Below are 22,903 nucleotides of genomic sequence, written 5' to 3' on the forward strand. Positions count from 1 at the left end.
AAATCAATGTTTTTTTGATTGTTTTAATACTTACTTTTATTAATTTTACAATCGTTATTTAATCATCATGAATTTATCACCAGAAGGACAAAAACTCTTTAACAAACTGATTTCCGAAATGTTGGAAGACGGTTTTGTGAAAGTAAGCGAGTATACTTTTTACAAAAAACTAGGAAGTATGACTGTGTCTTTGGGAGATCGCGCACTCAATATCATGCACAATGGTAAATGTTATGGAATTATTCCTGAACGTGAATTTCTAAAACTGGCAAACGGTTTTGAGCCACTTCTCTTACAGTTAAAATATCTGTTAGCATTTTCGATGCGACAGGATATGAATCGTTTTGTGAATTTTCTATCAACTTATTTTTTGAACTAAGTCCGTCAAAGCAAAAGATTTTAAAATAGCATATCAAAAAAAATCCTTAAAATTATATTTCTAAGGATTTTTCTATTATTTGATTTCTACTTGATCTAAAAATTCATGAATTCGTTTCATGGCTTCTGTCAGGTCTTTTTCAGAGGCCGCATAAGAAAACCGTATGCAATTTGCATTTCCAAAAGAAACGCCGCCAACAGTTCCTACATGAGCATTTTCTAAAAGAAACATAGCAAAATCATCAGCATCTTTAATGTAAGTCCCATTTAAAGTTTTACCAGTATAAAACGAAATATCAGGAAAAAAGTAGAACGCCGCTTTCGGATAGTTTACTTTGAAGCCAGGAATTTCTTTTATTAAAGAAAAAACCAAATCACGTCGTTTTTTAAATTCATCAATCATAAAACGATATTCACTTGGATCTGTTTGCAAAGCCGTAATCGAGGCTTTCTGCGCCATCGAATTCGCACCGCTTGTCATTTGTCCCTGAATTTTTTCACATGCTTTTGCCAACCAGGTCGGACAAGCCGAATAGCCAATCCTCCAGCCGGTCATCGCAAATGCTTTCGACATTCCATTAATCACCGCAGTCTGTTCATAAACCTGCGGAAACTCTGCAATCGAAGTATGTTTGCCTTCGTAGTTAATAAACTCATAAATCTCATCAGAAATAATGGTAATCTGAGGATATTTCGCAATCACATTGGCTATACTTTCTAATTCCTCATACGTATAATAACTTCCGGATGGATTGCAGGGAGAACTATAAAGCACCGCTTTTGTTTTCGGCGTAATCGCTTTTTCAAGTTGTTCTGCAGTCATCTTAAATTCAGTGTCAATCGAAGTTTCTACGAACACCGATTTTCCACCCATCATTTTCACCATTTCATCATAACTCACCCAATACGGTGCAGGAAGAATTACTTCGTCGCCATCGTTTATAATTGATGCAAGTACGTTGAGAATGGACTGTTTGGCACCATTAGAAACGCAGATCTGCGACGCACTATATTCTAAATTATTATCTCTTTTTAGTTTACCACAAATTGCTTCTCGTAAATCCAGAAATCCGGGAACAGGCGAGTAGTGGCTGAAATTATTATTTATTGCTGCAAAAGCCGCTTCCTTAATATTATCCGGAACATCGAAATCGGGTTCGCCCAGCGTTAAACTGATGACATCGATTCCTTGAGATTTCATTTCCCGCACTTTGTTGCTCATCACAAACGTTTGCGAAAAACTCATCCGATTCAAGCGGTCAGAGAATTTTTCCATAGTTATTTTTAAAAGAATCAAAGATAATTTTTTAGTTTGAAAGCACAAACCAAATTATTGTGAAATCCTTTGTTTATTTTTGTAAAAAAATTGCAATAAAATGTCTTTAGAGTTAATCGAAAAATACTTTCCTAATCTTTCTGAAATCCAAAAAAAACAGTTCGCTGACCTTGACGGATTGTATCGGGAATGGAATGAGAAAATCAATGTGATCTCTCGAAAAGATATGGATTCCCTTTATGAAAAACATATTCTGCATTCCCTTGGAATTGCAAAAGTAATGGAATTTGCACCCAATACAAAAGTCCTGGACATTGGAACAGGCGGTGGTTTTCCCGGAATTCCACTCGCAATTTTATTTCCGGAAGTTCAGTTTACTTTGATTGATTCTATCGGTAAAAAAATTACCGTTGTAAAAGAAGTTTCTGAAGGAATTGGGTTGAAAAATATTACAGCAATCCATGGCAGAGCCGAAGATGTAAAAGATCAATATCATTTTGTAGTGAGCAGAGCAGTCACGCAAATGCCGGTTTTTCTGCGTTGGCTTCGAGGCAAATTCTTAAAAGAGCAAATTAATCCAAAACACAATGGCGTTCTTTATTTAAAGGGTGGCGATTTAGGCGAAGAACTTGCGGGTTTAAAAGCAGAATTATTTCAATTAAAAGATCATTTTGAAGGCGAGTTTTTCGATACTAAAAAAGTAGTATATTTATCTAAGGGAAATTTCAATTCCTAATTTTACTTATCATTAATATTTAAAATTCTGCCGCTATGAAAAATATTATAAAATTCAGTTTATCAGTATTCATGGTTGTTACCTTCATGAATTGTAATGACCGTAATGACGAAAACCTTGTTCAAAGTGTTGATCGGGTAAAAATAGACAGTGTAAAAGTAGCACAAGATTCTATGGCAGTTTTTACCGTTCAAACCATCAAAACATATTCTAATTTCTCGAACAACTGCGAGGGTTTTTACGGTTATGATTATGTGCATACCGATCAACTTACCCGTTCGGTGAGTGCATTTAAATTCAAAACTTCATCGGAATGTGGTGAAGAGTTTGCGCGTGCTTCCCAAATTAATTTTCAGCCGCAGGTTCCGGGAATTTATACTTTCAAATTTTGGAACGGAAAAGATGCTGCCGGACAAAACATCTGGATTGAGAAGACCATTAAAGTAAAATAAACTTAAGAAAGTTATTTAAAATACAAGCATCAAGAAATTAATTTTTCTTGATGCTTTTTTGTTGAATTTTCCTTATTTTTCCTTTTCTAAATTCGATTTAGATTAAAGTTATCCATTAAGAAAAGTATTCATGAAATTTTTAAATAAAATCATTACCGAAATTTTAGCGCAAAATTCTGATTTATCGACTTTTAATATTATTCTTCCAGGTAAAAGACCCGTAGTTTTCATCAAGAAAATATTGAAAGAAAAACAGTATTCCGGTATGCTGCCGAACTTTTTTACGGTAGAAGATTTAATTAAAGAAGTATCCGATAAACAGCCCGTTCAGGGAATTGCTTTGTGGCTTTTTGCTTTTGAAGTGTATCGGGAAATTCAACCTTCTGAAGATTTTGCCAACTTTTTGAAATGGTTTCCTACGATCCTAAAAGATTGGGATGATATTTTGAAATTTTCTGATTCTGACAAAGCCGTTTTAGAATACATGTTTGATGAAGAAAGAATTAAAAACTGGTCTGAGAATTTAGGTCGTTCAGAAGATCGGCCACTTAAGAAATTCCTCAATTTCTGGCAAAAAATGAATCTGTTTTTACCTTTATTGAAGTTGAAACTGAACGAAAAAAACTGGGCAACCTCTGGAATGATTCACGAAGCCGCAAAGAATAAGATTGAAAATTATGCCCAAAAAACGGAAAGTAAATTTGTGTTTTGTGGTTTCAATGCTTTTACGCCAGTCGAAGAAAAATTAGTACGAAACCTGATGCAATGGGACAAAGCGCAATGTTTTTTTCAAGCGGATGAATATTATATTAAAGATCAAAGACAAGAAGCCGGAAAGTTTTTGCGAATCATTAAAACCTGGAAAGAGTTTACTGAAACCCGAAATTTTAACTGGATTGAAAATGATTTTGCACAATCAAAAAATATCAAAGTTTATGAGGTTTCGGGAAATATAACCCAAGCGAAAGTTTTGCCTGAAATCTTTGAAGAAATTAAAGATGAAAATCTATCAAATACTGCGGTAGTTTTATTGGACGAAAACCTTCTCCCGACATGTTTAGATGCGATGAGCAGCGTAGAACATCTGAATATTACGATGGGATTTCCATTGAAAAATCTTGGTTTCAGTAACGCAATGAAGCAACTTTTTTATCTTCAAAAACAATTGGAGAAAAAAGATTCTTCTTATTATTACAATGATGTTTTATCGGTTTTAGAAGAACTGCCGAATGAGGAAATTGATCAGCAGATTATCTTAGATTTTAAAGCGAAAATTGAACAAAGAAATATTGTTTATATTTCAAAAAAACAGTTTAAGGAATTTTTATCAGACCTCTCTTATTTCAATTTGTTTGAAAAACCGACTTCGGTAAAAACATTTATTGATGAATTGATTGCATATTGTTATCAATTAAAATTCAGAGAATTAGATGATATTTTGTATGAAAACATTTCTCATTTTGAGAAGAGTTTTAAAATTATTAAAAATCAACTTTCGCCTTATTCATTTGAAATAAAAATGGAAACGCTGGAAGTTTTGATTAATCAACTGGTCAATTCAGAAACGATTGATTTTCAAGGGGAACCGCTGCAAGGTTTACAGGTAATGGGACTTTTAGAAACGCGATTATTAAACTTTGAAAATATCATTTTACTTTCTGCGAATGAAGGAAAACTTCCGTTGGGGAATTCCCAAAACACTTATTTACCTTTTGATGTTCGTCAGCATTTCCATCTGCATACTTTCTTAGAAAATGACAGTATTTATGCCTACCATTTTTACCGACTTTTGCAGGATTCACAGAATGTTCACTTGCTTTTTAATGCGTTGAGTTCTGGAGTAAATACCGGTGAAAAAAGCAGATTTATTACGCAAATTGAAATCGAGGACAAACATCATAACATAGAACATATTATCATCGAAAATTCTTCGGAGCCGATTAATAAGCAATTGATTCAAATTGAAAAAACACCATCAGTTCTGCAAAAATTAGAAGAATGGAAAAAGAGAGTTTCGCCTTCTCATCTTACTTCTTTTATTTATAATCCGGTTGATTTTTATCTGACCAAAATTTTGGGAACACGGGAAACGAGTGAAATGGAAGAGGAACTTTCACAAAGAAGTTATGGAAATTTAGTGCATTACGCACTTCAAGTGATCTATGAAAAAATACTTGGTAAAAAACTATCTGTTAATGATTTAGAGTTTTCAAATCAACAATTAGTCGAGGTGATGAATGAAGCAATAATTAAATTGAATCACCAAACCGATTTCTATGAAAAAGGAATGAATTATATTCATAAATCGATTGCCGAAAGAGTAGTGCGAACAATTTTGGAGGTGGATAAAAAATTAATTGCAGACGGAAATACTTTAGAAATTTTAAGCGTTGAAGGGAATTTTGAAAACATCGATTATTTTCTGAATGAGGAAAAAACCGACAAAGTTTCATTCTATGGATTTATTGACCGAATCGACCGATTGAATGGAAAGTTGAGAATCATTGATTATAAAACAGCGAAAACCAAAAATCTTTTAATTAAAGAAGCCAAAAAAGAAGAGGAAGCAGAGAAACTGGAACAGTTATTTTTCAGAGACGATTACAAACAGGCGATGCAACTGTGTGTTTACGCTTATGCGGTTTTAAATGAAAAGAAATATCCCGACAATTTTGTAGAATGTGGAATCTGGAGTTTTGCTGAAGCCAACAAAGGAGTTCAGAATTTACAGATTTATGGTGAAGATGAAATCACCAATCAATCATTGGTAAGTCCGATGAAATGGATTAAAAATGTGATTGTAGAGATTTTAAATCCGTCGAGTGATTTTGTGGAAGAAGTGAAACAATCTTGGTAAAGGATTTTTAACCACAAAGATTATCATTGAAGTTTCACATTACAAATAAAAAAAACCTTCAAGTTTTAAAATCTTGAAGGTTTACTTTTTCTTATCCGAAAGCATTAATTCCGGTAATATCCATACCAGTAATGAGCAAATGAATATCGTGCGTTCCTTCGTAAGTGATTACGGATTCTAGATTCGCAGCGTGGCGCATCATTGGGAAATCTCCCATAATTCCCATACCTCCTAAGATTTGACGTGATTCTCTGGCAACGTCAATCGCCATTTTCACATTGTTTCTTTTCGCCATTGAAATTTGAGCAGGCGTCGCAGTATGTGCATTTTTTAAGTTTCCTAACTGAAGACAAAGTAATTGTGCTTTGGTGATTTCAGTTAAAAACTCGGCCAATTTTTTCTGTTGCAACTGGAAAGATGCAATTGGTTTTCCGAACTGGGTTCTTTCTTTTGCATATTGAACAGCGGTACAATAACAGTCAATCGCAGCGCCGATTACGCCCCAGGAAATTCCGTAACGTGCAGAATTTAAACAAGATAATGGACCTTTTAAACCAGTCACTTTCGGTAATAAATTTTCTTTAGGAACTTTCACATTATCAAAAACCAATTCTCCGGTTTTCGAAGCACGAAGTGACCACTTATTATCTGTTGTCGGTGTTGTAAATCCTTCGAAACTTCTTTCAACAATTAAACCCTGAACTTTACCTTCTTCGTTTTTTCCCCAAACTACAGCGATATCACAAACTGGTGCGTTGGTGATCCACATTTTCGCTCCGTTCAATAAATAGTGGTCTCCTTTGTCTACGAAATAAGTTTCCATTGAACTTGGATCAGATCCGTGATTAGGCTCGGTTAATCCGAAAGCACCAATCATATCACCACTTGCTAATTGCGGAAGGAATTTCTTTTTTTGCTCTTCAGAACCATATTCATTAATTGGGAACATGACCAAAGAACTTTGTACAGAAGCAGCAGAACGAACGGCAGAATCACCTCTTTCTAATTCCTGCATAATGATTCCGTAAGAGATTTGATCTAAGCCAGAACCACCATATTCTTCGGGAATATAAGGGCCGAGTGCGCCAATTTTCCCCAGTTCTTTCATGAGGTTAGGAATATCGGTATGATTTTGTGCGGCTTCATCAATTTTAGGCATCACAAAACTTTCGACCCAATCGCGAACAGATTGGCGTATAAGTAAGTGTTCCTCAGTAAGTAAACTATCAATTCCGTAATAATCTGGAATGGAATTTAAAGGGTAATAAGACATATTAATTTTGTTTGCCCTAATTTAGGATAATTAAAGATTTTAAGAAAATATTTACGGAAAATTTACACCATCATTAATAATGATGAAAAATTAGTTATTCTTCTTCTGTAATAAACCGGTATAAATAGGGTGCTTTATTTGGTGAACCATCGAAGAATTTCTCTAAACGTTCTAAAGAATTTTCGGCTAAGATTTTCCTTTGGAAATTGTTTCTTCTAAATTTTTCCCCAAGCACTGTTTCATAAACCGTTTGCAATTCTTTCATCGTGAATTTTTCTGGCAGAAGATTGCTTGCAACCATTTGTGTATCTATATTTTTCCGGATATGTTCTAAACCCTTTGCAATGATTTCATTATGATCAAATGCCATTTTCGGCAAATCACTAACTTCAAACCATGCACAAGATTCATTAAAAGCATCGGGAAAGGTATCTACTAAAGAAAAATCAATTAAACTGCAATATCCTACAGTGATGAATCGTTGTAAGATCCAGTGATCTTTAGAGACATCAATATTTTTATTTTTCAGGAGAATTTCGTGAACATTATTTTCAGTTCGGTCTATTCTGCCAAAAGTATGAAACTGTTGCAGAAAAATATTTTCAAGATGTGTTCTTTCATACAAAACCCGAAAAGCGGCATCATCTAAATGCTCATCATTAAAAACAAATCCACCGGGAAGCGACCATAAATCTAAATCATGGTATTTTAAAAGTAGAATTTTTAAAATATCATCGTGAAAACCAAAGATGACACAATCTACCGACAAATTCTGTACAAAGTCTTTGGTATCGATAAGTTCCTGAAGAGACTGTTTAATTTTGGTATCGTCTATTTTCATAATAAAACAAAACTAATACTTATTTTCTTATTTAGAGACAAAGGTTTTAAAATAAAAGAACCCAATGATAAAAACGATTAGCACGGCAATCGAAATAAAAATTGCGTAATAAGATCCTAAACTATATTGAAATAAAAACGAAATAGAAATCGATCCAACTGAACTTCCGAGGGAGGAAAAAATAACCATTAATGAAGTAAAAATATTGATGTCCTCTTTTTTGATTCCAGAAATCATTTTTGAACTTACGACGGGATATAATGGTGCTAAAAACAAACCGATCAAAGGAAATATAAAAAGGATAATTTGCGAATCATTAACAGTCAATAGAAGATACGATATCATTAACATAGTGAAAATCAACACAACACACGCTAGAAAATATTTAGCCAAAGAAAACTTATGAATAATCTGAGAGGTAATAACTCTTCCGATATAGGAAAATAATGCTAAAAATGCCGAGGCCTGTAACGCAGAAAATGTACTGACATTTAAATATTTTTTATAAAACGAAGGCAACCACGAATTAAAATTCTGTTCGATAAATACGATTCCGAAAATGATGCTAAAAAACAAAACACTTTTTCGGGATAAAAACTGGGCGAAAATCTTTTTAGAAAACACTTCAGTCGTTTGTCCACCATCTATAAATTCGGTTTTAAGGAGCATTAAAAAATTGAGAAATGCCAATAAAGCGATGAACCAAAAACCAAATTTCCAGTCTGCAGAATATTCGCTCGCGAGCAACCAACCAAAACCAATATTGACTAAAAATATTCCCAACATAAAAGAAGCTTCTACGCTGCTCATTACTTTTGCCAATTGATTTTCGGTGGAAATATTATTTCTAATCAGTCCATAAACTGCAATTTTTGCCATGGCAAAACAAATCCCTATTAAACCAAACCAAATTTTATAAAACCAAAACTCTTCAACAAAGGGTAGAAGGGTGCAACATATACCGACGATGAAAAGAGAGATTAATAAAGAGTTTTTGTTTCCTAAACGATGGATGAAATTTACCGCAAACAAGGAAACGAAAGCAATTGGTAAATCTTTGAATGCTTCTAGTAGCCCCAATTTATTATAAGAAATCTGATTTCCAGATAATTGCAGAATTAGAATTCCCATACAGTTTAAAACCATAGAGAAAATCAAAAAACTCATTTTGAGCGGAAGCGTTTGTGCCGAAAAAATTTTAACAAACATTATTAAAAATTAGTTTTTTTATGATTCTAACGTTAATATTTGGGAGTTAAAATTAACACTTAACAAGGTCAAATTCAGGTGAATTTTCGTTAGAGTTCCCAAAAATACTTGAAATATTATAAATACAAAATAAAAGTTTGTTATGTTAAAATTATAATTAACTTTATTGTCTCAAATTGAGATAACAAAAACTTAAATAATATGAACTTAAAGTATTCAAAAAGTCTGGGATTAATCGCAGTACTTTATTTTGCAGCCGGAATGAATGCTCAAACCAACGATTCTATTAAAGAGAAAACGATTGAAGAAGTTGTGGTAATTGGGTATGGTTCGGTAAAAAAGAAAAATGTGACCAGTGCTATTGAAAACATTAAGGCCGACGTCTTCGAAGACCGACCTATTTACAATGTTGGACAAGCACTACAGGGAAATGCTGCCGGAGTAAGCGTGGTACAAAATTCGGGTAAGCCGGGTCAATCGTTAAATGTTAAAATTAGAGGGAATAACTCGATTTCATCTGGAGTTAATCCGCTATATGTTGTTGATGGGATTCAGACCAATGATGTGAGTGGAATTAATACCGATGACATTGTTGATATTACCATTCTGAAAGATGCAACTTCAACTGCAATTTATGGAATCAACGGTTCTTCTGGGGTGGTAATCATTACAACCAAAAGAGCAAAAGTAAACAAATCTGAGTTAAACTTCAATTCGTATTGGGGAGTTTCTAAACAGGTGAATAATGTTGATGTTTTAGATCCAGAGCAGTATCGTAAATTGATGGGTGAAATTAATCCTGCGTATATTGTGACGATTGATAACCCTAGATACGCCGGGATTCAAACAGATTGGAGAGACGAAGTTTTCCGTACTGGCTTTGATCAGAATTATAATGTGAATTATACTTTCGGTGATGATAAAATGAGAGCATATACCTCTTTAGGTTACCAAGGTGTTGAAGGTATCGTAGCTCCTTCAAAATTTGATAGAGTTTCTGCTAAAGTAAATTTAGATTCTAAAGTTACCAATTGGCTAAAAGTGAATGCGTCTTTAAACTATATTAATACAAAACTTAAAAATACCAATGACAATCAAGCGGGAGCAAGAGCAGGTGTAATTTTAAGCACATTGACGACTCCTACTTTTATGCCTGCTTATGCAGATCAATTAAAAGTAAGAAATACTGATGCTGCCGGAAATTATCTGGATGGTTATAAAGATGGACAGTTCGCAATGAACCCTTTTACTGCAGGTTGGGAAAACCCAGTTGCGTTTCAGTTCAGAGGTTTAGATAATACGACTACTCAAAGATTCTTATCAAACTTAGGTTTAGAAGTTAATATTCTACCAACTCTGGTTTGGAAACCTACCGTATCATTAGATGTGATCGATAGTGTAAATGATAAATTTATTGATGGTTACCGTTCTGTTTACGGTCGTCAGGAAAAAGGAACTGGTTCACAGAACTTTAATCTTTACCAAGACTTCAATTTTGAAAACACTTTAAATTATACTTTAAAAACTGGAGTTCATGATTTAGGTTTATTAGGAGGATTTCAGTTACACGAGCGTAATACTCAAGGTCAATATTATTGGGGAAATAGATTCCCGGAAGATTTAAGAGAATTCGTTTACAGTTTATCTGAAAATCCGAATCAAGTTTTCCGTAAAGAAATTTTAAGAGAATTATCTTATTTCGGTAGAGCAATTTATACTTTGGATAATAAATATACCTTAATGGGTGTATTCCGTTATAATGGAAGTTCTGCTTTAGATCCAGGAAAAAAATGGGGATTCTTCCCAGGGGTTTCTGCTTCTTGGAACATTAAAAATGAAAATTTCTTAGCAGACAGCAATGTTATTTCTGATCTTAAATTAAGAGGAGGTTGGGGTAAAACCGGTAACGCTTCTGGAATTCCACCATATTCTCATTTTAATTTAGAAAGATTAAATCAGGAAGGACCAAATGGTTCTTACTCTACTTATCAGTGGGCAAGTGATATTGGTTGGGAAGTTACCACCGATACAAACTTTGGTGTGGATGTCGCTTTTGCACACAACAGAATTAAATTAACTGCTGATTTCTACAAAAGAGAGACTGACGATTTGATCATGCCAATCGCAATGGGACAAATAGGAAACATTCTGCGTAATGTAGGTTCCATGGAAAATAAAGGAATGGAATTCACATTGAATACCATCAACTTTAAAAATGAAAACTTCACTTGGAATACCAATTTCAACATTTCATTTAATAAAAGTAACATTAATGAAATCGCCTGGATGCCAAATATTGACCGGGCAGGAATCGAAGGAATGGGCAATCTGGTAAGATTTACAGCCGGAACTCCAATTGGATCATTCTACGGTTATCAAATGCAAGGTGTAGATGCACAGACAGGAGATATTATTTACAAAGACTTAGATAACAGCGGAACTTTCAACACTGCAGACAGAACGTTCATCGGTGATCCAAATCCTGATTATACTTTCGGATTTAGCAATAACCTTTCTTACAAAAACTGGTATATGGACGTGTTGGTAACTGCTTCTCAGGGAAATGATATTTATAATGCTTCCCGTTTTGAATTAGAGTTAATGAATGACTTTAAAAATCAATCGACCGCAGTACTGGATCGTTGGACCACGCCAGGACAAATTACCAATGTACCAAGAGCAAACTCTTCATCAGCGATGGTCATTTCAGATCGCTTTATTGAAGATGGTTCTTATGTAAAACTAAAAAGTGTAACCTTAGGATATAACTTCGCCAAACCATTCAAAGGAGTAAACAAACTAAACCTTTACGTAACTGGTCAGAATTTATATACATGGACTGATTACACAGGATTTGATCCAGAAGTAAATGCTTTCGCCAATACCAACGGTGTTACAGGAATTGACTACGGAACATACCCACAAGTTAGAACCATAATCTTCGGTCTTAAAGCTAATTTTTAATCTTCTAAAATTTGAATTATGAAACTTAACAAAACCATATTTTATTTATTTTTAGGAACAAGTTTGGCTTTAGGCACAACTTCTTGCTCCGACTATCTTGATACGGAACCAATTACAGATCAGGCCGTACCTTTAAGCGATACTCCTTATACCACTTTAGCACAGGCAGATAATTTAATGGCAACAATTTACAGCGGACTAGGAAGTGAATACTGGCAGTTGGATTATTTTTTCAATGGCGATGCACAAACCGATATTGCTTATATGGGTGGAGATAATCCTCAAAATCAGCAACAGGCGGAATACAGAATTTTAGCAACCAACAGTAATGTGAGCCGTGACTGGAATTATCTTTATGGCTTAATTAATAACTGTAACAAAGTTTTAAATTATGTAGATAACATTACTGATCCTGCACTTACACCTGCCAGAAAAGCCCAGATGAAAGCAGAAGCGGCAACCATGCGAGCAATGTATTATTTTCATGCCGTACAACTTTGGGGAGACATTCCTATTGTGACTAAAGCAGTAATTGGAGTAAATTCACAAAATTTCGAGGAGGTATATGCTCAGGTGTATCCCGAAAGAAAACCAGTAAGTGAAGTTTATTCCTTAATTCTTTCAGATCTTGAAGGCGCAGCAGCAGTTTTACCTTCTTCTGCAGATAAATACACGGTTTCTAAAGCCGTCGCGTTATCTTTATTGGCTAAAGTAAATGCGACCAAACCAAACCCAGATTATGCAAAAGTGATTTCTTACGCTGATCAAGTAATTGGTCAGGGGTATAGTTTACTTCCGAACTACGAAAACCTTTTTGATAATGCGCATAATGCCAATGCCGAATCTATTTTTGAAATTAATGGAAATGGTGGTAGTATTTGGTGGTGGGGATCCTCTATGTTTATTGGCAATGATTGGAAAAAATTCAATAATCCATCCAACGATTTGGTAAGATCTTTTGATGCTGAAGGTGATGTCGTAAGAAAAGCATCTACTGTAAAATTTGAACCAGTAGGCTGGGCAGATAATTACTGGACGAGCGCCAATTATCCGTTCGCATGGAAACAGAGAGATACCAGCGGTAATCAAAATATTTATATTTTGAGATTAGCAGATATCATTTTATTGAAAGCAGAAGCCAAAGTAAAAACAGGTGCTTTTGGAGAAACTGCTGCATTGATTAATCAGGTGAGAAGCAGAGCGGGACTTGGTGCAGTAACTCCAATTACCAGCGAAGCAGACGGAATTAATAAAGTTTTGCAAGAACGTAAATTAGAATTAGCCTTCGAAGGACAACGTTGGTTCGATTTAAAACGTACTGGTAAAGCATTAGAAATTCTTAAAAACAGAAAAGATCAAAATGGAGTAGTACTTCCATATTGTGCGAATCTTACCGAACAAAGATTATTATGGCCGATTCCTCAGAGTCAAATTGATAATAATCCTAACCTTACACAAAATGCTGGGTATTAATGATGGAGTTTAAAACCTCATACAGTTTCTTTTATAAAGGTGCTGCACTGTGCGGTGTAGCACTTTTTTCTCTGTTATCTTGTGGTAACAGAGTCGGCGAAATCACCACAAAACCAATTGAAAATAAAGTAGAGGTTTGGTTGACTAAAGGTGATGAATCCGTAAAATTGCAGCAGCAAAACAGTTTAAATTTTACTTCAGTTGCAAATCAGTTTCAATTGATTGTTATTGATGATTCGCAGAAATTTCAAACCGTAGATGGTTTCGGATATACGTTGACTGGCGGAAGTGTAGAAGTAATTAATCAACTTTCTGCTCCAAAAAGAAAAGAACTTTTAGAAGAACTTTTCGGCAATTCGGCGAACTCAATTTCGGTGAGTTATTTAAGATTAAGCGTCGGTGCATCTGATTTGGATTCCGAAGTTTTTTCTTATAACGATTTACCGAAAGGGCAAACCGATGTGAATTTAACTAAGTTTAGTTTGGCGAGAGATGCTCAATTAATTTCGATATTAAAGGAAATTTTGGCGATTAATCCTTCCATTAAAATTATTGCGGCGCCATGGTCACCGCCTGTTTGGATGAAAGATAACGAAAGTACAATCGGTGGAAGTTTGAAGCCCGAATTCTATCAAACTTATGCTGATTATTTTGTGAAGTATATTAAGGGAATGAAAAAAGAAGGAATTACTATTGATGCCATCACGCCTCAAAATGAGCCACTTCATCCTGGAAATAATCCGAGTTTGTATATGACTTCTGACATGCAGCGAGATTTTATTAAAAATAATTTAGGCCCGACTTTTAAGAAAGAAGGGATTTCAACCAAAATTGTATTGTACGATCATAACTGCAATAAACCGGAATATCCTATAAATATTTTAAATGATCCGGCAGCAAAAGCATTTATTGATGGTTCTGCTTTTCATTTGTATGAAGGAAATATTTCTGCATTAACTACGGTTCACAATGCTCATCCTAATAAAAACCTTTATTTCACAGAACAATGGACAGGTTCAAAAGGAAATTTCCATGATGATATAAACTGGCATACCAAAAACGTAATTATCGGTTCGATGAGAAACTGGAGTAAAATTGCTCTGGAATGGAATCTTGCAAATGATGGAAATTTTGGTCCACATACTCCTGGTGGATGTACCGAATGTAAAGGTGCAATTACCATTAATCCTGGCGATCAAATTACTAGAAATGTGGCGTATTATATCATCGCTCATGCTTCTAAATTTGTTCCCGCAAATTCTGTAAGGATTGCTTCTACCGAAACGCCTACGATTTCTACCGCAGCATTTTTAACACCACAGGGAAAAACCGTTCTGATTATTCAAAATGATCATTCAGAACCAGAAAACTTTAACATTAAATTAAAAGAAAAACAGGCAACAACAAGCATCCCAGGAAAATCGGTTGCGACTTATGTATTTTAGCAGGTTCAAATAATTTATAAACTGCAAAATTTTAAATCAAATAAAAATATTATGAAAAGGACTTTAGTAACTCTATTTATTTTGGGCAGCATTGCTTCTATTAATGCTCAAAATTATTGGAAGAATAATAATGGAATTGAGGCTAAAATTATTTTAACAAACGCAAAAACCGGAGAGAAATTCGCAGAAAAGGGCAGTGCTAAATTTTTACCATTTGCTCAACCCAAAGAAACCGATGTTTGCGTTTTTGTAGATCCAGATTATAAATATCAAAAACTTATTGGTATTGGTGGGGCAATCACCGATTCATCTGCCGAAACACTTTACAAATTACCGAAAGCTAAACAGAAAGAAATCCTAGAAGCGTATTACGGAAAAACAGGAATTGGTTATACTTTGGTTCGTACCAATATGAACTCTTGTGATTTCTCCAGCGATTCTTATACTTATGTGAAAGATGGCGATACTTCGCTTAAATCTTTCGACATCAAACATGATGAAAAGTATAAAATCCCGATGATTAAAGAAGCACAGAAATTGATTGGTAAAGAAAATTTCCTGTTTTATTTTTCACCGTGGAGTCCACCAGCTTGGATGAAATCTAACAAAAGCATGCTGAAAGGCGGTCGTTTAGAAAATGAATATTACCAACCTTGGGCTGAATATTACATTAAATTCATTCAAGAGTACGAAAAACGTGGAATGCCAGTTTGGGGATTAACCATTCAAAATGAACCAATGGCAACACAAACGTGGGAATCTTGTATTTATACCGCTGATGAAGAAGGGCAATTCTTAAGAGAAAACTTGGGCCCAACTTTATGGAAAAACGGTTATAAAGACAAAAAAGTGATTATTTGGGATCACAATAGAGACTTGATGTTCCAAAGAGCAACGACCACTTTACAAGATCCAGAAACTGCAAAATATGCCCACGGAATCGGTTACCACTGGTACGAAACCTGGACGAAAAGCAAGCCACTTTTTGATAATGTAACAGAAACTGCAAGAGCATTCCCAGATAAATTCTTAATCTTTACGGAAGGTTGCAAAGAACAATTCGATTTCAGCAAAATCTACGATGTGAGTTTAGGAGAATTGTACGGTAGAAATATGATCAATGATTTCAACAAAGGAACATCTGCCTGGACAGACTGGAATGTTTTGCTCGATGAAAATGGAGGACCGAATCACGTTGGGAATTTCTGTTTTGCACCAATTATTGCAGATACCAGAACCGGCGAAGTTCATTATACTTACGAGTATTATTATATAGGACATCTTTCAAAATACGTGAAACCGCAAGCCCAAAGAATAGCAACTTCCAGTAATCGCGATTATTTATTATCTACAACTTTTATGAATGAAGACGGTAAAATGGTCAATGTGATTATGAACGAAGGCGATAACGATACCGATGTCTATTTGTGGATTGAAGGAAAAGCAACTAAACTTTTCTCTCCAGCACATTCGATACAAACAATTTTATTATAATTAATTTTTTCATATTCAGCGAAAAGAGCAACCAAATTGGTTGCTCTTTTTATATTTTTGAAATTAAATAATCTACTATTTTCCTTTAAACTTCTTATCAAAATCCGTACAATCAACTTGCTTTAAAGTATTTCCTTCGTATTTCAGTTTTGCAGGATTTGCGTAATTAGATTTGTTGCCTTCCAATTTTTGTTCGCCAATTCCCTCGATGATATTTTCTCCTTTTTTTAAGAAATAAATTTCCCTTTCAGAAGTCTTTCCTTCTGCTTCAAAAGTGTAAACCAGTTTCAAAGTATCGCCGTTCTGACTTCCAACAACATCACCCATTGAACTGTCTTTTTCGAAATTTTTATAGCGCATTTTCCCAATGATCGTACCCAAGTTATCTTCTAAAGAAACAAAGACAGAATCCTTTCCTGTGGCTTCCATATAACATGTTTGTAGGGTAGAGGACTCTACAGGATCACTGGTTTCTGGGATTACGACAAGAGAGTCAGTTGCAAAATCAGTATCTAAAGTTTCCGTTGATTTTTTTTCACAACTTATTGCCATTGAAATAATAAACGCAGAAAGAATAATTTTTTTCATAATATAATTACTAAATATTTGAAAATTCAAGTTACGGAAATTATTTTGAAAATTCTGTATTATGTTAAATAAGAAAACTGCAGGAATTCAGCATCAGTTTTAGTTTCCTAGAATTAATTCATTTAATTTTGATGAACACCTATTTTTGTCTATTTTTAATAAATAATGATAAAAAACAATCCATTTATAACAATTTTTCTACTTTTTTTCATAGAAGTAGTCTTATACATTTATATCGATTATCTCAACATTTTTTCTGCTGACAGTGAAGATTTAGTACTGATAATTTCATTTTTCACTATTCCTGTAATTGCAATTTTAATGAGAATTTTTTTAGTTGAGGAACCTTACAAAAGAAGTTTTAAATATTTTACCATCTTTTTGGTTATTGCTTCTATCATTGGGTTTTCAGTGCTTTCATTTTTAGGAGCTTTAGCAAAAGCCTATCAACATTAAAATCGATATGAAAAGTAAAATTTTAAATATTGTAAATATTATTTTGCTAGGCATTTTAGCATTATTTATCATGCTTTATTTTATGGCTAAAGTGAAGAACAAGGAAAATGAAAAAGTATTGTGGACTGCAGAAATTAGAAGTTTCTGCGAAAATTCAACGTCTTCAAATCCAAATATTATTAAAGTAATCGATGGTGTTTTTTATAATAATTTCAATCATTCAACCAGAACAATAGATTCAGATTCTAAGGATTTAACAAGTTCTGAAAGTAGGGAATCCATTTATTTTCCAAATTATACTGAACTATTACCAGATTCATTAAGTTTGAAATATTTCTCTGTCGATGAAAGAAAGTTCTATGAATTACAAACAAAAATCCCATATGATTTGATCAGAAACGCAGAAAGCAAAATTGCGAATCTTACCAAGTTATCTTGTGAGATTTTTCCGAAAGGAAAGATAGTTTTGAAGATTGATCAGGAAGATTTTCCTTCTATCAATATTATTTCATATCAAGCAAAAGAAACTTTAGGAAATCTGGATCAGTTGATTTATAAAAAAAGTCTGGGCGAAAAATACAATGATTATGAAGGAATTGAAAATATTAGCGATTTTTCAGATTTGCTTCAAAATAAGTATCAATGGGTTTTGGAGACAGATTTAGAAGCCAGAGATTATTTAAAAAACGCTAATGCTTATTCATTTGCTGAGCAGAAAGTTTATGATTTAGAAGAAGAAAGTTTAAATGAATATAGAAATATTCCGAAAACATTTTACGTGAGATTTGGGAATGTAAACAAATATGGAATCGACTTTTATTTTAATGCAAATGAAATTCTAAATGCTTTTCGCAAATTAGATAAAATTAAAGGAACACAGCCAATAACAATTACATTTAAATTATTTAAAAATAAACCTGCCGAATGTGAACTTTCTAAAAACGAACAGGTTATTTCTTTAAAAAATTCGTTTCCCGACAATCCGATTAAATATGTTGATTAGAAATTTTAGTGATTAAGTTCCTGAAAACCTAATCGTTGAGAATCGGCTGTGTGATTTTAAATGGAATGTGATTCACGATATTTAAAAGTCCTATTGGCAAGGATTGAAATGATGTTCAGTCATAATCTTAAAAAGTACAAATTTTCCAACTATTTCCGTTAAATATCCAAATTACAAAAAGTCCTATAATTTATATTATGTTAAATTGGATTTATTTCTGCCGAAAGGTGATTATCATGCCGTCTAAAAAAATCTTCTCTTACCAAGACTTTCAATTTATCTACATTTTCATTAAAGTTATTTACGATGTACTACTCAATAACATCTTTCTATTTTCCTTAATCAATCTTAATATTTTAAATCTAATCGGTCAATTTCTTATCTTTAAAAAAGAAGTTTATAAAAAAAAAGTCTCCCAATTTGGAAGACTCTTTTAAAAATTATTTATTTTTCAAACACTTTTCTAAGAACTGATCTTGTTCCCACAAAGTATGTAAAATACTTTCCTTGGCTGCATAACCATGAGATTCTTTTGGTAAAAGAACCATTCTCACCTGCGCTCCTAAATTTTTCAATGCCTGGAAATATCTTTCCGTTTGCAAAGTAAATGTTCCCGGATTATTATCCGCTTCACCATGAATTAACAATAACGGAGTTTTCATTTTATCAGCATTCATAAATGGTGACATCGTGTTGTAGATTTCCGGAACGTCCCAGTAGTTTCTCTGTTCACTCTGGAAACCAAACGGCGTTAATGTTCTGTTATAAGCGCCACTTCTTGCAATTCCACAAGCATAATCTTTGGAATGCGTCAAAAGGTTCGCGGTCATAAATGCTCCGTAAGAGTGTCCGCCAACTGCAACCTTTGTTCTGTCGATATAACCTAATTTGTCAACAGCATCAATCGCTGCTCTACCGTCGGCAACCAATTGCGTGATAAAGGTGTCGTTTGGCTGAGCGTTTCCTTCACCGATAATCGGGAAAGACGCGTCATCTAAAACTGCGTAACCTTTTGTAACCCAGTAAATAAACGAACCATAACTAGGGAAAGTGAAATCATTTGGATTCTGCGTACTTTGTCCCGCCGTATCTTTGCTCACATACTCTCTTGGGTAAGCCCAGATCAAAAGCGGTAATTTTTCCTTACGGTTTTTTCTATCGTAATTGGCTGGTAAATAAAGAGTTCCTGTTAATTCTACTCCATCATTTCTTTTGTAGGTAATTACTTCTTTATACACATTTTTAATGCTTTCAAAAGGATTGGCAAAATGGGTTACTGCACTTGCTTTTCCGTTTTTAATATTTCTTACAAAGTAATTGGGATATTGACTTGGCGATTGTTCAACCACTAAAACCTGTCCCGCTTTTGCATCTAAAATATCAACAATACTTTCTTTAGAATTCTTCAGTTTTGAAGTATATAATCGATTCTTTTTCAGGGTTCCCAAATCCAATTCATCGATAAACGGAAACTGTCCATCTTTCGTAAATCCTGCACCGATCAAATGCGCTTTACCATTTTTAATGTCAATTACATTTCTGCCAAACTCATTTTTATTCTCCGCAAACTTTCCAGGATCGCTGTAAACGTCTTGGTAATTACGATCATCAATAATTTTTGAAGAATTATCTTTTAGATTAATCAAATACGATTTTGAATTTCTGGTGTCATACCAACTGTCTGAAACGATGGCGAAATTTCCATTCGACCAATCGATTCCGCTAAATCTTTGCTGGGTTTTAAATAAAGATTTTGGAGCATTGTTAAATGGTGCTTCCCAAACGAAAACTTCATCACGATACTCTACTTTTTTAGCCTGATCTCCCCCATCCAATGCTTCAGCATAAACCAAAGTTGCGGGTTGATCATCTCTCCAACTAATATTTCTTTTTCCTTCTCTAACCGACGAAAAACCTTTTGGCATAATTTCATTCAGCGGAGTTTCATTCACCACTTTTACTAAATTTCCATTTTGATCATAAACCGTAGAAGTCATCGGAAATCTGTTCAACGGAACAATATAAGAATAAGGTCTTTGAATCGTTGTCAACATTAAATATTTACCATCTGGTGAATAATTCATACCAGTATAAATTCCTTCACTTTTAAATTTCTGCTGATCTCCATTAATGGAAATTTTCACCAAATCAGATTTTGCCAATGTTTCAAAGTTGGCTTCATCTTGTGGATTCTTTAATAAATCCTGATAAGTTCTGTTTTGTGAAACTTTTCCGTCGGAATTAGAAACAGTTGGTCCAGTTGGTAAATTTTGTTTCTCGTCAATTAAAGGTTTTCTATCCGAAGGAATCTGCTTGATCAATAAACTTTGAGAATCCGACATCCAAACATAAGGACTTCCCAAATTCGCGTTCAGTGGCTGATTTGATATCTTTTTTGCCGTATTGCTCGCAAGATCTAAAATCCATAATTCAACCGCATTTTTAGTGGTATTGGTAAAAGCCAATTTCTTTTCATCCGGTGAAAAAGAAAGATAAGAAATTCGTGGATTGGCTGGCAAACCTTTGACCTGTGCTTCTGTTTTATCTTTTAACTTTCTTGTTTTTAGATTATTAACATAAGTAATCGTACTTGAAATATTGGTCACAGGATTTACCCGCAATCCTGCCAGTTTCATTTCATCCTGATTAAGGTCATCAAGAGACTTGTAAGTGTCTCGATAAGAGAAAATCATCTGCTCTCTCTTACTGTCCATAAAAACCGATGGCGCTCTTTCGAAATCTGTCAGTTGCATAATCTCTGCAGACGGTTTTTGATAGTTAATACTTTCTTGGGCTGTTGCAAAAACTACGAATAGCAATGCAATAGCAGTCAGTCTTTTTTTCATATATACTCTTTTTTCAAAAGTATCAAAAATTAATGTTTTTAGCAAGACATAAAATAAAAAAACCACCAAAACATTGCGTGTTAATTGGTGGTTTCTAATTTTTTATAATAATTTACCAACGGGATTCTCTCCTTTTGGAAATCATGCTATCTATTGAAAACTGGCGAGGGCCGAAAGCGAAGATTAACGCAAACAGAGATAGGAATAACAAACTGCTTTCTTTCACACTAAAAGGATCAGCGTAATGAACACCAAATGCTGCGACCGACATTACGACTATAAGCGCTAAACTGGCTGCTCTGGTAAATAGCCCGATCATTACTAAAAAGGCACAAATAAGTTCCAGTAAAATGGCCAGAATTAATGTTGTCTTGGCGCCAACACCCATAAAGTTATAAAACTGAATTTCACCACCCGCCATCAATTTCTCTAATTTAGGAAGTCCGTGTAAAATTATCATTGCAACTGCAACGAAAATTCGTACTAATAACATTACAATATTATTGATTGCAGGAATGTCTTTTGTTGAAGAAAAGTAATTCATTTAATATATTTAAATCAAGAAATTAATAAAAACATCTAAAATACAAAATTTTCATCTAAATGTCTATCTGTAACCGAAATTTTTTAAATCCCGATCATTTTTACGCCAGTCTTTTTTTACTTTAACAAAGAGTTTTAAATGTATTTTTTTAGAAAAGAATTTCTCTAAATCGATTCTTGCCTCAGTTCCCACCTTTTTGATGGCATCACCTTTATGACCGATAATAATCCCTTTCTGGGTATCACGTTCTACATAAATCACGGAATCAATAAAAAGCATTCCGTCCGTTTCTTTAAATTGTTCAGTCACAACTTCTACTGAATATGGAATTTCTTTGTCGTAATTCAAAAGGATTTTTTCGCGTACGGTTTCATTTACAAAGAATCTTTCCGGTTTATCGGTATATTGATCTTTGTCGTAATACGGCGGGTTTTCAGGAAGCATTGATTTTAGTTTTGGTAAAATCACTTCGGTATTAAAACCTGTTAAAGCAGAAATAGGTAAAATCTCGGCTTTAGGAATCTGTTCGTGCCAGAACTCCATTACTTTTTCAAGGTCTGTTTGATTTGATGCATCAATTTTATTCACCAAAATTAAAACAGGAACCGGAATTTTATTTAATTTATCAACTAAAAATTCGCTGTGTTCTGATTTATCGGTAAGATCGATGATGAATAAGAAAACGTCGGCATCTTGTAAAGAATCCTTTACAAAATCCATCATCTTCTCTTGAAGTCCGTATTTCGGATCCAGAACTCCGGGCGTGTCAGAAAAGACGATCTGTAAATCCTCTTCATTGTAAATCCCGAAAATTCGATGTCTGGTCGTCTGTGCTTTTTGGGTAACAATCGCCAACTTCTCTCCCATTAATTGGTTCAAAAGGGTCGATTTCCCTGCGTTGGGTTTTCCAACTATATTTACGAATCCTGCTTTATGCGTGCTCAATGTGTAATAATTTTAAAGTAGCGCAAAGTTAAGGAATTTTCATTGGTCTAAATTTTATTCTTTAATTTAAAATTACGCTGATTAATCGTCCAGATTTATCAATTTTCAAAAGGCATAATTATT

The 22,903-nt window shown here is 34.0% G+C and carries 18 protein-coding genes; 10 read left to right on the forward strand and 8 right to left on the reverse strand.

Annotation, left to right across the window (positions count from 1 at the left end; translation table 11 throughout):
• The first annotated feature begins 67 nt into the window (after window positions 1–67).
• A complete protein-coding gene (locus PUH65_RS07810; RefSeq protein ID WP_305519363.1) occupies window positions 68–379 on the forward strand; it encodes a hypothetical protein in 312 nt (103 codons plus the stop codon).
• Window positions 380–454: 75 nt separating this feature from the next.
• Here PUH65_RS07810 and PUH65_RS07815 read toward each other — a convergent pair whose 3' ends face one another.
• Window positions 455–1,654 carry a pyridoxal phosphate-dependent aminotransferase gene (locus tag PUH65_RS07815; protein WP_305519364.1) on the reverse strand — a complete coding sequence of 400 codons (1,200 nt, stop codon included), beginning with the start codon at window positions 1,652–1,654 and terminating at the stop codon, window positions 455–457.
• Between the two features lie 100 nt (window positions 1,655–1,754).
• On the opposite strand from PUH65_RS07815, the gene rsmG reads away from it, so the two are divergent.
• The 3 genes from rsmG (at window position 1,755) to PUH65_RS07830 (ending at window position 5,699) form a co-directional block, all read left to right on the forward strand.
• A complete protein-coding gene (gene rsmG / locus PUH65_RS07820; protein ID WP_305519365.1) occupies window positions 1,755–2,390 on the forward strand; it encodes a 16S rRNA (guanine(527)-N(7))-methyltransferase RsmG in 636 nt (211 codons plus the stop codon).
• A gap of 35 nt (window positions 2,391–2,425) precedes the next feature.
• The gene (locus PUH65_RS07825) at window positions 2,426–2,842 is read left to right on the forward strand and encodes a hypothetical protein (RefSeq protein ID WP_305519366.1); all 417 of its coding nucleotides are present in this window, start codon (window positions 2,426–2,428) and stop codon (window positions 2,840–2,842) included.
• 130 nt (window positions 2,843–2,972) lie between these two features.
• Complete coding sequence (locus PUH65_RS07830; protein WP_305519367.1) at window positions 2,973–5,699, forward strand: PD-(D/E)XK nuclease family protein; 2,727 nt, start codon at window positions 2,973–2,975, stop codon at window positions 5,697–5,699.
• Between the two features lie 91 nt (window positions 5,700–5,790).
• Here PUH65_RS07830 and PUH65_RS07835 read toward each other — a convergent pair whose 3' ends face one another.
• From PUH65_RS07835 to PUH65_RS07845, 3 genes are all read right to left on the reverse strand, one after another.
• Window positions 5,791–6,972 (reverse strand): acyl-CoA dehydrogenase family protein, encoded by a 1,182-nt coding sequence (locus PUH65_RS07835; protein ID WP_305519368.1) that lies wholly within the window; start codon window positions 6,970–6,972, stop codon window positions 5,791–5,793.
• A gap of 94 nt (window positions 6,973–7,066) precedes the next feature.
• Window positions 7,067–7,813, reverse strand: coding sequence for an NUDIX domain-containing protein (locus tag PUH65_RS07840; protein ID WP_305519369.1), 747 nt, complete (start codon window positions 7,811–7,813; stop codon window positions 7,067–7,069).
• A gap of 27 nt (window positions 7,814–7,840) precedes the next feature.
• Entirely contained in the window at window positions 7,841–9,022 is a 1,182-nt protein-coding gene (locus tag PUH65_RS07845) for a sugar MFS transporter (protein ID WP_305519370.1), read from the reverse strand.
• Between the two features lie 201 nt (window positions 9,023–9,223).
• Here PUH65_RS07845 and PUH65_RS07850 point away from each other — a divergent pair, with 201 nt between their 5' ends.
• Genes PUH65_RS07850 through PUH65_RS07865 form a run of 4 tightly spaced genes read left to right on the forward strand, consistent with a single transcriptional unit; the run spans window position 9,224 to window position 16,398 of the window.
• Complete coding sequence (locus tag PUH65_RS07850; protein WP_305519371.1) at window positions 9,224–11,986, forward strand: SusC/RagA family TonB-linked outer membrane protein; 2,763 nt, start codon at window positions 9,224–9,226, stop codon at window positions 11,984–11,986.
• Window positions 11,987–12,004: 18 nt separating this feature from the next.
• Window positions 12,005–13,459: a RagB/SusD family nutrient uptake outer membrane protein gene (locus tag PUH65_RS07855; protein ID WP_305519372.1), complete on the forward strand. Its 1,455-nt coding sequence runs from the start codon at window positions 12,005–12,007 to the stop codon at window positions 13,457–13,459.
• A complete protein-coding gene (locus tag PUH65_RS07860; protein WP_370692027.1) occupies window positions 13,459–14,904 on the forward strand; it encodes a glycoside hydrolase family 30 beta sandwich domain-containing protein in 1,446 nt (481 codons plus the stop codon). The genes PUH65_RS07855 and PUH65_RS07860 overlap by 1 nt, the downstream gene beginning before the upstream one ends.
• A 51-nt stretch (window positions 14,905–14,955) precedes the next feature.
• Complete coding sequence (locus PUH65_RS07865; RefSeq protein WP_305519374.1) at window positions 14,956–16,398, forward strand: glycoside hydrolase family 30 protein; 1,443 nt, start codon at window positions 14,956–14,958, stop codon at window positions 16,396–16,398.
• 75 nt (window positions 16,399–16,473) lie between these two features.
• Here PUH65_RS07865 and PUH65_RS07870 read toward each other — a convergent pair whose 3' ends face one another.
• A complete protein-coding gene (locus tag PUH65_RS07870; protein WP_305519375.1) occupies window positions 16,474–16,986 on the reverse strand; it encodes a hypothetical protein in 513 nt (170 codons plus the stop codon).
• A 321-nt stretch (window positions 16,987–17,307) separates the two neighbouring features.
• Between PUH65_RS07870 and PUH65_RS07875 the strand changes: the two genes are divergently transcribed.
• Complete coding sequence (locus PUH65_RS07875; protein ID WP_305519376.1) at window positions 17,308–17,442, forward strand: hypothetical protein; 135 nt, start codon at window positions 17,308–17,310, stop codon at window positions 17,440–17,442.
• A gap of 7 nt (window positions 17,443–17,449) precedes the next feature.
• A complete protein-coding gene (locus PUH65_RS07880) occupies window positions 17,450–18,445 on the forward strand; it encodes a hypothetical protein (protein WP_305519377.1) in 996 nt (331 codons plus the stop codon).
• A 440-nt stretch (window positions 18,446–18,885) separates the two neighbouring features.
• On the opposite strand, the gene PUH65_RS07885 is transcribed toward PUH65_RS07880, so the two are convergent.
• From PUH65_RS07885 to era, 3 genes are all read right to left on the reverse strand, one after another.
• Window positions 18,886–21,291 carry a S9 family peptidase gene (locus tag PUH65_RS07885; RefSeq protein ID WP_305519378.1) on the reverse strand — a complete coding sequence of 802 codons (2,406 nt, stop codon included), beginning with the start codon at window positions 21,289–21,291 and terminating at the stop codon, window positions 18,886–18,888.
• A 112-nt stretch (window positions 21,292–21,403) separates the two neighbouring features.
• Window positions 21,404–21,835, reverse strand: coding sequence for a DoxX family protein (locus PUH65_RS07890; protein ID WP_305519379.1), 432 nt, complete (start codon window positions 21,833–21,835; stop codon window positions 21,404–21,406).
• A 63-nt stretch (window positions 21,836–21,898) separates the two neighbouring features.
• Window positions 21,899–22,780, reverse strand: coding sequence for a GTPase Era (gene era, locus PUH65_RS07895; protein ID WP_305519380.1), 882 nt, complete (start codon window positions 22,778–22,780; stop codon window positions 21,899–21,901).
• Window positions 22,781–22,903: the final 123 nt, after the last annotated feature.

Origin of the sequence: Kaistella sp. SH40-3 (genome assembly GCF_030686865.1) — a bacterium.
Lineage (GTDB): Bacteria > Bacteroidota > Bacteroidia > Flavobacteriales > Weeksellaceae > Kaistella.